15 protein-coding genes are annotated in these 15,599 nt (G+C 67.8%); 7 read left to right on the top strand and 8 right to left on the bottom strand.

Annotation, left to right across the window (positions count from 1 at the left end; translation table 11 throughout):
* Window positions 1-34 precede the first annotated feature (34 nt).
* Both NA12_RS22845 and NA12_RS22840 read left to right on the top strand, forming a co-directional pair.
* Window positions 35-1,549, top strand: a complete 1,515-nt coding sequence (locus NA12_RS22845; protein WP_067454956.1) for a tetratricopeptide repeat protein — start codon at window positions 35-37, stop codon at window positions 1,547-1,549.
* Between the two features lie 47 nt (window positions 1,550-1,596).
* Window positions 1,597-2,814 (top strand): CHAT domain-containing protein, encoded by a 1,218-nt coding sequence (locus NA12_RS22840; RefSeq protein WP_067454951.1) that lies wholly within the window; start codon window positions 1,597-1,599, stop codon window positions 2,812-2,814.
* 4 nt (window positions 2,815-2,818) lie between these two features.
* Here the strand turns inward: NA12_RS22840 and NA12_RS22835 are convergent, their stop codons facing one another.
* The 5 genes from NA12_RS22835 to NA12_RS22815 form a co-directional block, all read right to left on the bottom strand.
* The gene (locus tag NA12_RS22835; protein WP_084473017.1) at window positions 2,819-3,886 is read right to left on the bottom strand and encodes an alpha/beta hydrolase; all 1,068 of its coding nucleotides are present in this window, start codon (window positions 3,884-3,886) and stop codon (window positions 2,819-2,821) included.
* Between the two features lie 103 nt (window positions 3,887-3,989).
* Window positions 3,990-4,286 carry a hypothetical protein gene (locus tag NA12_RS22830; RefSeq protein WP_067454945.1) on the bottom strand — a complete coding sequence of 99 codons (297 nt, stop codon included), beginning with the start codon at window positions 4,284-4,286 and terminating at the stop codon, window positions 3,990-3,992.
* A 110-nt stretch (window positions 4,287-4,396) separates the two neighbouring features.
* Complete coding sequence (locus tag NA12_RS22825; RefSeq protein ID WP_067454942.1) at window positions 4,397-5,122, bottom strand: amino acid ABC transporter ATP-binding protein; 726 nt, start codon at window positions 5,120-5,122, stop codon at window positions 4,397-4,399.
* Window positions 5,119-6,900 carry an ABC transporter substrate-binding protein/permease gene (locus NA12_RS22820; RefSeq protein ID WP_067454939.1) on the bottom strand — a complete coding sequence of 594 codons (1,782 nt, stop codon included), beginning with the start codon at window positions 6,898-6,900 and terminating at the stop codon, window positions 5,119-5,121. The genes NA12_RS22825 and NA12_RS22820 overlap by 4 nt, the downstream gene beginning before the upstream one ends.
* 122 nt (window positions 6,901-7,022) lie before the next feature.
* Complete coding sequence (locus NA12_RS22815; protein ID WP_067454936.1) at window positions 7,023-7,817, bottom strand: LLM class F420-dependent oxidoreductase; 795 nt, start codon at window positions 7,815-7,817, stop codon at window positions 7,023-7,025.
* A 136-nt stretch (window positions 7,818-7,953) separates the two neighbouring features.
* Between NA12_RS22815 and NA12_RS22810 the strand changes: the two genes are divergently transcribed.
* Window positions 7,954-9,021 carry an ABC transporter ATP-binding protein gene (locus tag NA12_RS22810; RefSeq protein ID WP_067454933.1) on the top strand — a complete coding sequence of 356 codons (1,068 nt, stop codon included), beginning with the start codon at window positions 7,954-7,956 and terminating at the stop codon, window positions 9,019-9,021.
* A gap of 147 nt (window positions 9,022-9,168) precedes the next feature.
* On the top strand, window positions 9,169-9,816 hold the full coding sequence (locus tag NA12_RS22805; protein WP_067454930.1) for an NADPH-dependent F420 reductase: 648 nt from the start codon (window positions 9,169-9,171) through the stop codon (window positions 9,814-9,816).
* Here the strand turns inward: NA12_RS22805 and NA12_RS22800 are convergent.
* Entirely contained in the window at window positions 9,813-10,331 is a 519-nt protein-coding gene (locus NA12_RS22800; RefSeq protein ID WP_067454927.1) for a winged helix-turn-helix transcriptional regulator, read from the bottom strand. The genes NA12_RS22805 and NA12_RS22800 overlap by 4 nt on opposite strands.
* 96 nt (window positions 10,332-10,427) lie before the next feature.
* Here NA12_RS22800 and NA12_RS22795 point away from each other — a divergent pair, with 96 nt between their 5' ends.
* Together NA12_RS22795 and NA12_RS22790 are read left to right on the top strand one after the other, a co-directional pair.
* On the top strand, window positions 10,428-11,597 hold the full coding sequence (locus NA12_RS22795) for a thiolase family protein (protein ID WP_067454924.1): 1,170 nt from the start codon (window positions 10,428-10,430) through the stop codon (window positions 11,595-11,597).
* 60 nt (window positions 11,598-11,657) lie between these two features.
* Window positions 11,658-12,632, top strand: a complete 975-nt coding sequence (locus NA12_RS22790; protein ID WP_165914781.1) for an o-succinylbenzoate synthase — start codon at window positions 11,658-11,660, stop codon at window positions 12,630-12,632.
* Between the two features lie 11 nt (window positions 12,633-12,643).
* Here NA12_RS22790 and NA12_RS22785 read toward each other — a convergent pair whose 3' ends face one another.
* Together NA12_RS22785 and NA12_RS22780 are read right to left on the bottom strand one after the other, a co-directional pair.
* A complete protein-coding gene (locus NA12_RS22785; RefSeq protein WP_067454918.1) occupies window positions 12,644-13,168 on the bottom strand; it encodes a TIGR04338 family metallohydrolase in 525 nt (174 codons plus the stop codon).
* Window positions 13,169-13,237: 69 nt separating this feature from the next.
* A complete protein-coding gene (locus NA12_RS22780; protein ID WP_067454915.1) occupies window positions 13,238-14,038 on the bottom strand; it encodes a DUF2786 domain-containing protein in 801 nt (266 codons plus the stop codon).
* A gap of 269 nt (window positions 14,039-14,307) precedes the next feature.
* Here NA12_RS22780 and NA12_RS22775 point away from each other — a divergent pair, with 269 nt between their 5' ends.
* Window positions 14,308-15,585, top strand: coding sequence for an ABC transporter substrate-binding protein (locus tag NA12_RS22775; RefSeq protein WP_067454912.1), 1,278 nt, complete (start codon window positions 14,308-14,310; stop codon window positions 15,583-15,585).
* Window positions 15,586-15,599 lie beyond the last annotated feature (14 nt).

Below are 15,599 nucleotides of genomic sequence, written 5' to 3'. Positions count from 1 at the left end.
CACCACAGGGCCAGTAAGGATCAGGAGTAGCTGGATGGCAGCCACGGGGAGAACCTCGGACCAGGACGACGCGCAGCTCACCGCGGGATACGCGGCGTATCAGCGTGGCGATGTGGTCGCCGCGCTGGAGATCTTCGAACAGGCGGCCGACGGCGCGGCCCCGCGATTGCGGACCGCGGCCCTGATCAACGCCGCGAGCATGGCCGACGAACTCGGCGACCACCGGCGGTCGGTGGCGCTGTTCCTCACGGCGTTGACGGAAATGCCCGACGACGCCGCACATCAACGACCCGCCGCATTGGTGAATCTGTCGCAGGCCTACCAGCATCTGGGCGAGTTCGACGCCGCGCAGGAGGCGCTGGAGCAGGCGCGCGCGCTGCTCGCCGACAGCACCGATCAGGGGCTGTTGCGGGTGGCGTGTCTGCTGTCGCTGACGGCGGTCGCGCTGCACCGGCAGCAGTGGGCGCACGCCGGTGAGCTGGCGAACGAATCATTAGGTGTGACAGAACGTTTCGCGCCGGAACTGGCCGGTCATCCCTTGATGAACCTGGCGGCCTGCTCGTTCGAGACCGGCCGCTGGGAACTGGCCATCGACTTCGCCCGCCAGGGCGTGGCCGCGTTCGCCGCGGCGGGCGCGGCGGCCTCGGTCGCGGAGTCGCGGCAGAACCTGGCCACCATGCTGGTACGTGCCGGGCATTTCGACGAGGCCGAGGAGCCGTTGCTGGCCAGTCAGGAGTTCTTCGAGGCCGCGGAACTGGGTCACTGGTCCGGGATCGGGTCGAAGACGATGGGCTTTCTCGCCGAGCGCCGCGATGACTTCGATACGGCGCGTGCGTATTACCTGCGCGCACTGGATCAGTTCGACGCCACCGGCGCGGTCGTCGACGCGGCGGACGCGCGGCTGCGACTGGCCACCCTCGCCTGCGCGCAAGGCGATCTCGCTGCCGCCGAAGAGCTGCTGGACGCGTCGTTCGCCGCCTACGCCGCCCAGGGTCTCGGGATGCACTGCGCCCAGCTCGACTACTGGCATGCCGAACTGCTGCACGCCGCGATCGAGCACGCGGCACAGCCGGATCCAGACCTGGTGGCCCGTGCGGTGTCCCTGTCGGTCCCCGCCGCCCTCGCCATCGACGCCGTTCGCCATACCCTGCCCAACGGCAACCAGCGCGCGCACTGGCACCGCACCGTCGCCGAGCCGGCCATGCGTGTCGCCTTCCGCTGCGCCGCCCTCGCCGGAAACGGCCAACTGGTGAGCGATCTGATCGAGACCCAGTGCGCCGGTACCACTCTCGATACCGGCGCGTTCACCGACAGCCCGGCACCCGCTCTCGAATTCCAGCTGTTCGATCCGGTGCCCGCCGAGCAGATCACCACCCCGGCCCTGCAACTCGGCGCCGCGCTCGCCGATGTGGCCGCCGCCGCGGGCGTCCCTGTCGCGCCCCCGCCCCGGCTGGTCGACGACGGACGTGTAGTACTGGCGGATTTCATCTCCCACGCCGAGCAGCGCTACGGTCGCCCGGTTCGCGACACCCGGGTGATCGCGCTGTGAACACACCTGCATCCGAATTCAGCAGTACACCAACGGTATTCATTCGCATGGCCGATGCCGGAGACGTGTATGTGTCGTGGCGGTGGGCCGACGACGCGTTGGCACGCGGGGTGGCGGTACTACCCCGCGACCAGGTGCGCGAGACATTGCGACTGCTGACCGACGCGGTACCCGATCCCGCGCGACCCGAGGATCTGCGGCGGGTCATGACGGTGGGGGCGCTGGCCGATCCCGAGGCGGAAAGCGTGTTGGCACAGTCGCTGTCGCGCACCCTGCTGCCCTATGGGCTCGCCGTGCAGCTCTACGAGCTGTCGCAGCGCGGGATTCGACCGCATCTGCGGATTCAGCCGTCGCCCAGGCTGGCGCAGGTGCCGTGGGAGATCATCGCCCCCGACCCGGAGCTCCGACTGCTGGATATCGCCGATGTCAGTCTGCTCGCGCCGGTGTCGGTGGTCCACGCGCCGGGTCGAATCACCCGTCGCTGGAACGACACTCGCGAGCTACCCGTGGTCGCGGTGCTCGACCCGCGCGTGCCGGGGTTTCGCGCCGACTCCGAACTCGGCTCGGTTCTCGGCAGACCGTCCGCGCAGACCCTGGTGGCACAGCACTTCGGCCGCTACGCCGAGCGCGTGGTCCCCCGGGTCGACGACGCGGTCGAACTCTTCCGGCGCGCCGACATCGACCGCGACTGGTTGTCCGAGGTCCTGCGGGCGGGCGCGAGCCGACTGGTCTACGTGGGCCATGTCACTTCTCCCGCACCGGAATCGGGCCACAGCGAGCACGCCGAACTCCACCTCGGCTGCACCGCGGGCACCCGGGGCTTCGCGGCGACCAACCGCACCCACCGCCCGCTCTCGGCCAAGGACCTCCTCCTCGGCACCCACACGCTCGACCCCAGCCCCGTCTCCGGCCGTGACCGGTGGCCGATGCCGAGCCGGGTCGCCCTCATCGCCTGCGAAAGCGGCGGCGACCTCCGTTTCACCGAGGCGCTCGGCCTCACCACGGCGGCCCTCTCGGCGGGCGCCGAACTCGTCACCGCCACCCGCTGGCCGCTGCCCACCGACCACGCCTTCCACACTCTCACCCCCACCACGGGTCACCCGCTGCAAGCCGCGATCTGCGCCGTGGACACCGCCCACGATTCCTCCACACCCGTCCACACCCTGCTGACCTGGCAGCGAGCACAGCTGGCCGCGTGGCGCGACGCTCCGACGGCCGAGAACTCGCCCCTGCTCTGGGCCGCCTTCGCCACCGTCACCGACTGAACGACTATTCGGGCAGTCCGAGGCCCGCGGCCAGCACCGGCCACGACCGGTGGAAGGCGTCACGCCAATAGCCCCAGGAGTGGGTGCCGCTCGCTTGCCGATCGAAGGTGGCGGGAATCCCCAACTCGTCGAGCCGGGACTCGAGGTTGCGGGTGCACCAGTTCACCGCGGCCTCGATGACGCCGCCGACGACGACCTGATTCGCCAGGCCGAACGGCGTCGGATTCATCATGTACGGGTCGTCGATCCGGTCGTGCGGACCCGGCAGGCCGGAGGCATCAGAGACGAACAGCCTGGTGCCGCGCAGCTTCTCGGCGTTGACGACCGGGTCGTTGGCCACCCAGGCCGGGTCGTCGTCGGGGCCGTACATATTGCTGACGTCGCCGCCACCGTAGGTCTGCACGACCAGCTTGGTGAACTGCTTGCCGATCGGGTCCGAGATCTGCGCGCAGCCGCTGTAGCCGGCGACCGACTGGTAGAAGCCCGGCTTTGCCTGCGCCAATTGCAGGACCGCCGTCGCGGTCATCGAGTTGGCGGCGATGGCGTTGACGCCGTTGGTGCCCAGGGCCGCGTCGACCAGGGGCGGGAGTTCGTCGAGCAGGAAGGTGCGCCATTTGTTGCGGCCGAGCGCGGGGTCGTCGCGCTGCCAGTCGGTGTAGTACGCCCAGGCGCCGCCGATCGGCATCACCACATTGACGTCCTTGGTGGCGAGGAAGTCGCCGACATCGGTGTTCTGCCACCAGGTCGCGCGGTCCTCGCCGCCCCCGGCGCCGTTGAGGAGGTAGAGCGCGGGGCGCGGCACGGAGGCGTCCCGGGGGCGCTGCACCCGCACGGTAACGGGCTTGTTCATCGCGGCGGAGAAGACCAGCATGCTCAGGTTTCGATCGTCGACCCTGCTCGAGATGATGTTCGAGCCGTTCGCGGTGGTCGGCGTCGCGAGGAGTTTCTTGGCTTCGATGATCGGATCGCGCCCCTCGGCCAGGCTGTTGCCCGCGCCGAAGGTCGCGACACACGCGGCCAGCACGCTACCAATGACACCGAAAGCCATTGTGCGCCTGAATGTTCTGCCCATCGACCGAGAATCCCCATCCGTGAGTCGGCAGGCAGGACGCAGGCCGCAGGCACAGACAGTATCCGGGCAACCGACCCCGCCTCGGGCGGGGTCGGCTCAGTCCTCAGTGGTCGTCGTAGTGGTCCGCGTGGGCGGCGTGGCGGTGGCCGTCGTGGATGTAGTCGACGTGGTCGCCGTGCGGGACGGCGACATGGCCGCAGCCGGGGCCGTGTTCGTGGGTGTGCGCGGTGTGCTCGACGTGTGCTGAGGTCTCGCACTCGTCGAAATGGCCGTCGTGTTCGCGGTGCAGGTGACCGTCGTGGACGTAGTCGACGTGATCCTCGTGCGGCACGGCGACGTGCCCGCAGGTGGGGCCGTGAACGTGGGTGTGCTGGGGGTGTTCGGCATGCGTGGTGGTCATCGGCTCTCTCTTTCCGGTTTCCCGGAACGCGTCCGGTACTGATCGAATGGAGCTCCAAGCACCTCCGACATTAGCAGTTGCGCATGCGTTGCTGCGACCCCCTTACCTGGTCAGAGGACCTGGTCGAGGAACCGGCGCAGACGCGGGGTCTCGGCGTTGTCGAACAGGGCGTCGGGGCTGCCGGTCTCCACGACGACGCCCTGATCCATGAACACCACACTGTCGGAGACCTCGCGGGCGAACCCCATCTCATGGGTCACCACGACCATCGACATGCCGCCGGCGGCGAGGTCGGCCATCAGCGCCAGCACACCCTTCACCAGCTCGGGGTCCAGCGCCGAGGTGGCCTCGTCGAAGAACATCAGCTCCGGCTTCATGGCCAGCGCGCGGGCGATGGCGACGCGCTGCTGCTGGCCACCCGACAGCGAAGCGGGCCTGGCATCGGCCTTGTCGGCCAGGCCGACGATCTCGAGTTGTTCGAGCGCCAGCGCACGGGCTTCGTCGGCGGACAGGCCGCGCAGCTTGCGTGGACCGAGCACGATGTTGTCGGCGACGCTCTTGTGCGGGAACAGGTTGAACTGCTGGAACACCATGCCGATGCGCTGGCGCAGCTTGTCGGGATTGTCCTTCAGGACCGACTTGCCGTCGAGGAGCACATCACCGGAATCGGGTTCGTGCAGGCGGTTGAGCACGCGCAGCAGGGTCGACTTACCCGAGCCGGACGGGCCGATGACGGTGGTGGCGTGGCCCGCCTCGACATGGATGTCGACACCGCGCAGGATGTGGTTGCCACCGAGCGTCAGGTTGAGCCCGGTGCCGGTCAACGATGCACTCACGCGCCTCGCCCTTCTGTGATGACTGCCTGCTCGATCGGGTCGGCGGGGGTGGGTTTGCCGGTGCGCATGCGCTGGTCGATGTAGTTGACCAGGTGCGTGAGCGGAATGGTGAGCACCAGATACATCAGGCCCGCCGCGACCAGCGGGGACAGGTTGCCGGTCTGGGCGTTGAGGTCGCGGCCCACGGCGAACAGTTCGCGCTGGGAGGCGAGCAGGCCGAGGAAATAGATCAGCGACGAGTCCTTGATCAGCGCGATGAACTGATTCATCAGCGCGGGCAGCACCCGGCGCACACCCTGTGGGATCACCACCAGCGTCATCGACTGGCGGTACCCGAAGCCGATGGCGCGCGCGGCTTCGAGCTGGCCGGGCTCCACCGACTGGATACCGGAGCGGAAGATCTCACCGATATAGGCCGACGAGAGCAGCGCCAGCGCCACCGCGCCGAGCCAGTACGGGTTGCCGCCGGTGATATTGCGGACCACCGGGCCCACGCCGAGGCCGATGAGCAGGATGATCACCACGGCGGGCAGACCACGGAAGATATCGGTGTAGACGCGGGCGGGCCAGCGCAACCAGCGGGTGCGCGAAATGCCCATCACCGCGAGCAGCATGCCGATCACCGTGCCGAGGACACCCGAAACCAGTGCCAGGATCAGGGTATTGGGCAGACCGACCTTGATCAGGTCGGGAAAAGCCTTGCGGTACAAGGACCAGTCGAAGAACGTGTCCTGCAACTGTTGCAGCGTCGACTTCTGCGCGACCTGTTCGGTCTCCCCCGGCTGATTCTCGGCCGCCAGCGCCTTGAAGTCCGGGAGTTGGGGCGCGGGTGCGGCTTTCGAACCCGGCTTCCAGCCCGGCGGGAGTTCGCGCGGCACCCAGTCGGCGTAGAGGCGGGCGTAGGTACCGTCGGCGATCACCGCGTCGAGGCCGGAATTGAGCGCGTCGATCAGCGGCTGGTTGTTCTTCGCCACCGCGTAGCCGACGAAGTTGTCGAGACTGAAGGTGTTCTGGGAGATCACCATTCCGTCGCCGGGCTTGATCGCACCCTCGGCCTGGGCCGAGGGCGCCACCCAGGCGTCGACCTGGCCGGACTTCAGATTCGCGTAGGCGGTGTTGTAGTCGGGAAACTTCACCGGGTCCAGCTTCAGCTGGTTCACCACGAATTCGTCCTGCACGGTGCCCTGCACGACGGCGATGCGCGAACTCTGGTTCAGGTCGCCGAAGCCCTTCACCGCGCTGCCCTGCGGAACGACCAGGGAGAAGTAGCCGAAGTCGTAGCCGTTGGTGAAGCCGACCAGTTCACGGCGGGCATCGGTGGTGGTGATGTTGGACGAGCCCACATCGAAGCGCTTGCCCGACACCTGGGCGAGCAGGCCCGCGAACTCGGTGCCGGAGAACTCCACGCGCAGACCGAGTTTCGCGCCGATCGCGGTGAGGAGTTCGTTGTCGAAGCCGGTGAACTCGCCCGCGCTGTTGACGCAGATGCTCGGCGGCGCGTCGGACAGGGTGCCGACGCTCAGGGTGCCCGGGTTGAGCAGGCCGAGTTTCGTGGTGTCGATCGAGTCGACCGGCGCCGTTGTCGCGGTCGTGTAGCGATCGGCCCCCGCGGTCTCGCCCGCGGCCAGATTGGTCGGCGCGGCAGCGGCGGCGCTGGGTCCCGGTGGCGAGCAGAGGTCACGCGCGGAGCTGCTCTCGGAGCCGCCGCAACCGGTCGCGGCGACGCCGATCAGGAGCAAGAGGGCAGCGATCCGGGCTCGAGTTCGTACACCTGCCATGCCGATAGACCCTAGCCGCAACCTTGCACAGCGAAGGTTACGCAGGGCTGCGGCTCACGGCGTGGATCCGCGGCAACGGCCGGTCGGGGGCCCGAAGCGGGTTCGCCTCAGGGTGATCGAAACTAGGCGAGGCCCTCGAGGACGGCCGGGTTCGTCTCGTCACGCCATTCGATGGCGCGCCGGACCTCGGTGAGGTCGTAGCCGGGGCCGGAGACACCCACGGTGAACAGGGTGACGCCCGCCTCGTGCAGCGCCTTCGCCTCCTCGCGACCCTGCCACTGCACCGAACGCTCGATCCGCGACTGGTCGGTGCCGACGGCGGCCGCGTGCTCGGCCAGCACCTTGTTCTTATGGCCGAGGGTCGCCACATCGGCGAAGGAATGCCAGATATCGGCGTACTCGGCGACCAGGCGCAGCGTCTTGCGCTCACCACCGCCGCCGATCAGGATCGGGATATCGCGGACCGGCGGCGGGTTCAGCTTCCCGAGCCTGGCGGTGATGCGCGCCATGCTCTCCTTCAACAGGGTCAGCCTGGTGCCGGGCGTACCGAACTCGTAGCCGTACTCGTCGTAGTCACGCTCGAACCAGCCCCCGCCGATGCCGAGAATCAGCCTGCCGCCGCTGATGTGGTCCACCGTGCGCGCCATATCGGCGAGCAGGTCGGGATTGCGGTAGCCGCCGCCGGTGACCAGCGCGCCGAGCTCGACCCGCTCGGTCTGCTCCGCCCACGCGGCGAGCATCGTCCAGCATTCGAAATGCGCGCCCGCCGGATCGCCGGTGAGGGGGAAGAAGTGATCCCAGTTGAAGATGATGTCGACCCCGGCGTCCTCGGCCCGCAACACGGCATCACGAATGAGCCCGTAATCGGGCGCGTGCTGCGGTTGAAGCTGGACTCCGATTCGGACCGGACGACTCATATCGCTGGCTCCTCGATGACTCGAATTGGCTCGCGACCGAGGCTACCCGGCACAGGTCGGGGCCGCTACGATCCCTGGCGACCCACTACTCGGATCGTCCGGCACGTTCCTGCCGGGATGGGATGTTGATCTACGCATGGCTACCGTGACTTTCGACCGCGCCACCCGGCTCTACGCCGGCGCCACCAAACCCGCGGTCGACGCACTCGACCTGGAGATCGCCGACGGCGAATTCCTGGTACTCGTCGGCCCCTCCGGGTGTGGCAAATCCACCTCGCTGCGCATGCTGGCCGGGCTGGAGGAGGTCAACGGCGGGGCCATCCGGATCGGCGACAAGGACGTGACCAACGCCGAACCCAAGGATCGCGATATCGCGATGGTGTTCCAGAACTACGCGCTCTACCCGCACATGTCGGTCGCGGAGAACATGGGTTTCGCGCTGAAGCTGGCCAAGGTGGCCAAGGCCGAGCGCGACGAGCGTGTGCTCGAGGCGGCCAAGCTCCTCGACCTCGAGCAGTACCTGGACCGCAAGCCGAAGGCGCTGTCGGGCGGTCAGCGCCAGCGCGTGGCGATGGGGCGCGCGATCGTGCGCCAGCCGCGGGTGTTCCTGATGGACGAGCCGCTGTCGAACCTCGACGCCAAGCTACGCGTGCAGACCCGCACCCAGATCGCCCAGTTGCAGCGGCGGCTCGGCACCACCACCGTCTACGTCACCCACGACCAGGTCGAGGCGATGACGATGGGCGACCGCGTCGCGGTGCTCAAGGACGGCCTGCTCCAGCAGTGCGCCTCACCGCGCGATCTGTACCGCGACCCGGCGAACATGTTCGTCGCCGGGTTCATGGGTTCGCCCGCGATGAACCTGTTCACGCTGCCGGTCGACAACGGCACCGTCACCATCGGCGGTTACCCGGTGCGGGTGCCGCGCGCGGTGGCCGACGCGGGTGAGGGCTCCGTGGTCCTGGGCATCCGCCCCGAACACCTCGAGGTCGGCGCAGGCGGCCTGGAAATGGAAGTCGACGTCGTGGAGGAGCTCGGCTCCGACGCCTACGTCTACGGGCGCGCCGTCGGCGGTGGGTCCGGGGAAACGATTGTGGCGCGCGTGGATTGGCGCAACCCGCCCGCCAAGGGCGATCGCCTCAGCCTGACCACCGACCCCGAACACGTGTACTTCTTCAGCGTGGACGGCCGCCGCCTGCGCTGATCCGACCTCCGCGGGCGACTCGTCGATCGAGTCGCCCGCGCTTGATTTCGCTGTGCGCGTAGACGCTCGGCTCGGCGCCGATGCGGTCCTATGCTGATGCCGGCCGCCGGTGATCGCCGGGCAGGTTCGTCGACATGAGGTAGTGACATGCGCATCGCGGTACTGGGCACCGGCCAGGTCGGTCGACGGTTGGCGAGCAAGCTGGTCGAGGTCGGACACACGGTGACGATGGGGTCGCGGACCGCCGACAATGCCGACGCGACCGCGTGGGCAGCCGAGACCGGTGCGGCGCACGGCACTTTCGCCCAGGCGGCCACCACGGCCGAACTGATCGTGAACGCGACGTCGGGCACCGTATCGGTGGCCGCGCTCACCGCGGCCGGGGCGGACAACCTCGCCGACAAGATCATCGTCGATGTCTCCAACGCGCTCGACTTCTCGCAGGGCTTTCCGCCGAAACTCGTCGTCCCCGCGGCGGGCAGCGTCGCCGAGGAGATCCAGCAGGCCTTTCCGGCCGCCCGCGTGGTGAAGACGCTCAACACCACCAACAATCAGGTGATGGTCGATCCGACCCGAATTCCCGGACAGCACAGCATCTTTCTCAGCGGTGACGACGCCGATGCCAAGAAGCAGGTGGCGCGGCTGCTGAACTCCTTCGGCTGGACCGACGCACAGCTGATCGACCTCGGCGCCCTGAATACGGCTCGCAGCACCGAACCGGTCGTCCTGCTGTGGGTGAGTCTGTTCCAGGCCATGGGCACCGAGGACGTGACGATCGGCGTGTTCAGCGCCTAGCTGTCCGGCCGCTGCTTTCGGCGCTCGGCGCGGTCACGGAGGTAGTCCTCGTTGACTCGCACGCCCAGGCGTTGCAACGGGACCTCGGTGCCGTCGGGGGTTCGGAGGTCGACGCGGACCGGTTCGCCGGTTTCCGCGTCTACCCGCAGGAGGGGCGCGGGGCCGGGTTGGAGGTAGGCGTCGCCCCATTGCCAGAGGGCCACGACCACGGGGAGTAGGTCCTTGCCCATCTGGGTGAGGGCGTATTCGTGCCGGGTGCGTTTGCCTTCTTCCTGGTAGGGGCGTTTTTCCAGGAGGCCGGCCGCGGTGAGTTTGCGGAGCTGGGCCGCCGCGGCGGCGTCGGTGATGCCGACCCGGCGGGCGAAGCCGTCGAAGCGGCGGGTGCCGTAGAAGGCCTCGCGCAGGATGAGGATCGCGGAGCGGGTGCCGATGACATCCATGGCTCTGGCGATGGAACAGCCCGCCGCGTCCCATTTGCTGAGATCGGCCAGTGGTCCTTCCATCACAGCTGCCATGAGCTACATCATAGCCAATCTGACTTGAGCCGATGATAGCTAGGGACTAGTCTGGCTATTGTCAGATAGAGCCAGCGTTGGCGAAAGAGGACTTCCATGCGAGACGCGGTCATCGTCGAAGCGGTACGCACCCCGATCGGGCGGGGCAAGCCGAACGGCGCACTTCATGACGTTCATCCGGTCGACCTGCTGGCACACAGCCTGCGGGCGGTGGTCGAGCGCAGCGGGATCGATCCGGCGCTCATCGACGACGTGATCGGCGGCATCGTCACCCAGGACGGGGAGCAGGGGGCGAATATGACGCGGCGCGCCGTGCTGGCCGCCGGATATCCGGAATCGGTGCCGGCCACGACCGTGGACCGGCAATGCGGCAGCAGTCAGCAGGCGATCCACTTCGCCGCGCAGGGAGTCATCGCCGGCGCCTACGACATCGTGGTCGCCGCGGGCGTGGAATCGATGGGACGAGTTCCCATGGGCGCCAACCTCGTCGGCACCGACGACCTGTCGGGCGTCGCCTTCGCCCAGCGGTATCCCGACGGGCTCGTCTCCCAGGGCATCAGTGCCGAGCTGATCGCCGCGAAGTGGGGTCTGACGCGGACCCAACTCGACGAATTCGCCCTCGGCAGCCACGAAAAGGCCGCCAGGGCAACCAAAGACGGTCTCTTCGCCAGCGAGATCGCACCGCTCAACGGACTGCGCGCCGACGAGGGAATCCGGGTGGGCAGCACCATCGACACCCTCGCGAAACTGAAGCCCGCCTACTACGACCCCGCCATGGCAGCGCGATTCCCGCAGATCGGCTGGGAGATCACCGCCGCGTCGGCCAGCCAGGTCAGCGACGGCAGTTCCGCGGTACTGATCATGTCCGGCGAACGCGCCGAGCAGCTCGGCCTGCGGCCGCTGGCCCGGCTACACAGCTTCTCCGTGGCGGGCGACGACCCGTTGCTGATGCTCACCGCCGTGATCCCGGCCACCGAGAAGGTACTGCGGCGGGCGGGTCTGGAGATCGGCGACATCGACCTGTTCGAGATCAACGAGGCGTTCTCGCCGGTCGTGCTGGCATGGGCGAAGGAGACCGGTGTGGATATGAGCCGGGTCAACGTCAACGGTGGGGCGATCGCGCTCGGGCACCCGCTCGGCGCTTCCGGCGCGCGCTTGATGACCACGCTGGTCCACACGATGCGGCAGCGTGGAGCGCGCTACGGGTTGCAGACCATGTGCGAAGCGGGCGGCCTGGCCAACGCCACCATCATCGAACGATTGTGAGAGGAAACGGCGGCGCTCACCGCGAGCGCCGCCGTTCGTCTCGCGCGGGCGAGACCTACGATCGGTCGGGTGAGCGCCGAACTGTTTGTCTATGCGATTCCGTTGCGAACACGGTTTCGGGGGATCACTGTGCGCGAGGGGATGTTGATCCGGGGAGAGTTGGGATGGGGCGAGTTCTGCCCTTTTCCCGAGTATGACGATCGAGAAGCCGCCGGTTGGTTGGCCACCGCTGTCGAACAGGTGACCGTAGGGTGGCCGACCCCCGTACGCGATCGAATTCCCGTGAATTGCACTGTGCCCGCCGTGGATGCCGAGCGGGCAGGCCGAATTGTTCGAGAATCCGGTTGCGCGACCGCGAAAGTGAAAGTGGCCGATCATCCCGACTCCCTGGCCGAGGATCTGGCCCGAGTGGCGGCGGTGCGCGAAGCGATCGGGGATTCGGGGGCGGTACGGGTCGACGCGAACGCGGTGTGGGATGTGGAGACCGCGGTCCGGCAGATCGCGGAGATCGACCAGGCTGCAGGCGGTGTGGAATACGTGGAACAGCCGTGCCGAACCGTAGCGGAATTGGCCGAGGTACGTCGGCGGGTTTCGGTTCCGATCGCTGCGGACGAGTCGATTCGCCGAGCCGAGGACCCGATGCGAGTAGCCGTGGCCGGGGCCGCTGATATAGCGGTGCTCAAGTGCACCCCGCTGGGTGGAGTACGACGAGCATTAGCGGTCGCCGGAGCAGCCGGCCTCCCGACCGTCGTCTCGTCTGCACTGGAGACCAGCGTCGGCCTGGCGGCGCAGCTGGCGTTGGCGGGCGCGCTGCCTGATCTCGAATTTGCTTGCGGGTTGGGCACTCTCGCCTTGTTCGACGGCGATCTGGTCGCACAGTCCGCACTGCCGGTGGACGGATGGTTACCGGTCCCGACTTCGCCACCGGAGCCCGACCCCGCATTGCTGGACAAATACCGCCACCCTGACCCCGACCGTGTCGACTGGTGGTTGCGACGCTACGAGCGAGTCAGCGCACTGCTCGAGGACCACTGAGCGCCGAACTCCTAACCGAACCGAACACCGCACCCGGCGAAGGTCGTCCGGATCAGCAAAGCGGCCTCCGGACCGATCGCCCCATCGACCAATTCGGCATAGCGGGTGCAGAATTCGGGACCATGCGGCGCTTGTTCCGGATCGGGCGCCAGGTGGTGGGCGATTTCATGAAGAACCACCAATTCACGCAGGGCCCAAGCGGTGGCGCCGGTGTGTAGCGGAACGGCCAGGACGGCGGCCGTGGGCTCGTAGTGGGCTGCCGCGGCACCACCACGGGCACGGACCCGGATCGATACGGCGGCCCGTTCCCATTGCGCACGAACCCAATTCAGCGCCAGTACCTTGTCCACATAGGTCTGCACCGACTCGACGGAGGCGAAGCGGCGCTCCACCGGCAGGGTCAGCTGAGAACCGTAGACCTCCACCGTCCGATGCCCGAACTCGTCGGCACGATCGAATGCCCCGCGCACCAACTGCTCACCGTCATAGACCTTGGCGCGCTGGCTGTCACGCCGACCCGACTCAGACCCGGACACGAATTGTTCCGATCCGACCGGCCGCCGCGTGCGACCGCGTGGTCGCTGCCCGGAGACACCGCGCGGTCGTCATCGGCCAGTGAGCTTTCCGCGGGCGGCCGGTAGCTCGGGCGAGGCGCCCAAGCGCGCGGTGCGGCCCGCGCGGTCGCCCGCGCGGCGGGCCGCGGCGGAATGACCCGTGGAAGTCTGGGGGCCACGCCAGGTGCCGCGTGCTTCGGAGGTGGCGGTGTAGAAGTCGGTGAGCGCGACCTCCTTGTCACGCAGAGCCAGGGCGGTGCCGGTCGATTCGACAACGGATTCCTCGGCGACGACTTCGGCTTTCACCTCGGCAAGGCGAGCGCCGATTCGGGCGGCGAAGGCCATCTGGAAGTTCAACCGGGCTGTCACCCCCGCCACCGGCACCTCGACGCGACGGCGGACGGTGCGGCCGAGCCTCTTCTCGGCGACGACTTTGACCACCGTGGCCTCGCGGTAGGCGCCGGATTTGATGTAGTGATCGGAGGCTCGGACCATCTGAACGAGCAGGCTCGCGTAGAGCGCTTCGCAGGTGTCGATGTCGGCGGCGAAACCGTAGGCGTAAACCTGGGCCGAGGATCGGGCGACATCGCAGCGAACATCATTGGCGGTCGCGATCGCGACGAACAGCTGGACATAGGTGCGCAGACCTTTGCGGCCCGGTTCGCCGATCGGGATGATCCGCTGCACCGGCGCGGACCTGCGCTCACGCGAGGCCACATGTGAGCGCGCCACCGCGAGATCGATCGAGGACTTCGTCGCCAGTCGCTGGGCCGCGGCGAGGAAGGCCTCGGCCTCGTGCACATTGTCGGTGGCCTCGGCCTTGCGCAGCAAACCACCGATGCGAGTGAGCATCCGATCCGGGGAGGGGTCGTTCGCAGGACTTGTCACAACAATCAACCCTAAGCCCCGCATCTGACACAGAACTGTGTAAGTCTGTGCCCGTTCTCGGCCGCCTCGATCTGGACCGACCGAAGGGTGCGACGAAGGAGTGCCCGTAGGAAGGCAAGATCGAGGCCTCGAGGCCGAGAACACGCGGGCCCCGGCCCGCCACGAATACTGTATGTTGCCTGTTGCACCGCACGGTGTGCTGCTGCTCACGTCTTGACCCTGGAGTGTCTGCGATGGCCTTGAAGTTTGTCCCCAGAGCGACGATGGCTGCTGCCTCGATCGCCTTGCTCACCGCAACGTTCGCCAGTGGTTGCTCCAGTGACGAAGGTGGCAACGCGCTCGACCAGAACCTGACGGGCCGTGGCCCGATCACCTACGTCGAGGGCAAGGACACCACCGAAACCGGTGTGGTCAAGCAGCTCATCGACCGCTGGAACGCCGCGCACCCGAACGAGCAGGTGACATTCAAGGAGCAGTCGGCCGACGGCACCCAGCAGCACGACGACCTAGCCGAGCACTTCCGCGCCAAGCAGGACGGCTACGACGTGGTCGCCCTCGACGTGCCGAACACCGCCGAATTCGCCGCCAAGGGCTGGATCCAGCCGCTCGAGGGCAACTTCGCGATCGACACCGCGCCGCTGCTCGCGCCGACCGTGGCCAGCGCCACCTACAACGGCAAGCTGTACGCGGCGCCGAAGAACACCAACGGCGGCCTGCTGTACTATCGCAAGGACCTGGTCCCCAACCCGCCGAAGACCTGGAGCGAGATGCTCGGTCAGTGCCAGGTGGCCCGGGACAACAACATCGGCTGCTACGCCGGTCAGCTGTTCCCCTACGAGGGTCTGACCGTGAACACCTCCGAGGTCATCAACGCCTTCGGTGGCAGCTTCGTCGGCGCCGACGGCAAGACCCCCACCGTGAACAGCCCGGAGTCGAAGGCGGGCCTGAAGGTCCTCGTCGACGCCTACAAGAACGGTGACATCCCCAAGGAAGCCATCACCTTCAAGGAAGGCGAGAGCGCCAGCGCGTTCGAGTCGGGCAAGCTGCTGTTCCTGCGCAACTGGCCCTACCTCTTCGCGCAGGCCTCCGCCGAGGGCTCCGCGGTGAAGGACAAGTTCGGCGTCGCCCCGCTGCCGGGCAACACCGGCGTCGGCGCCTCCACCCTCGGCGGTTACAACGCCGCGATCAGCGCGTTCTCCAAGAACAAGGCCACCGCCGCCGACTTCGTTCGCTACCTGATCAGCGAAGAGGCGCAGCAGATCATCGCCTCGGGCTCGCTGCCCTCGGTGCGCTCCTCGCTCTACGACGACCCGGCCCTGATCGCGAAGATGCCGTACCTGCCGACGCTGAAGGAATCCATCGCCAGCGCTGTGCCGCGTCCGGTGACCCCGTTCTATCCCGCGGTGTCGAAGGCCATCCAGGACAACGCCTATGCTGCCCTCAACGGCACGAAGTCTGTCGACGACGCGGTCGCCGGCATGCAAAAGGGCATCGAGACCGCCGGTTCGTAGCGGTACGCGCAGCG

The sequence above is a fragment of the Nocardia alba NBRC 108234 genome, from assembly GCF_001612665.1.
Taxonomy (GTDB): Bacteria; Actinomycetota; Actinomycetes; order Mycobacteriales; family Mycobacteriaceae; genus Nocardia; species Nocardia alba.
Note: the sequence above shows the minus strand (reverse complement) of the source record. Positions and strands in the feature narration are given on the sequence as shown.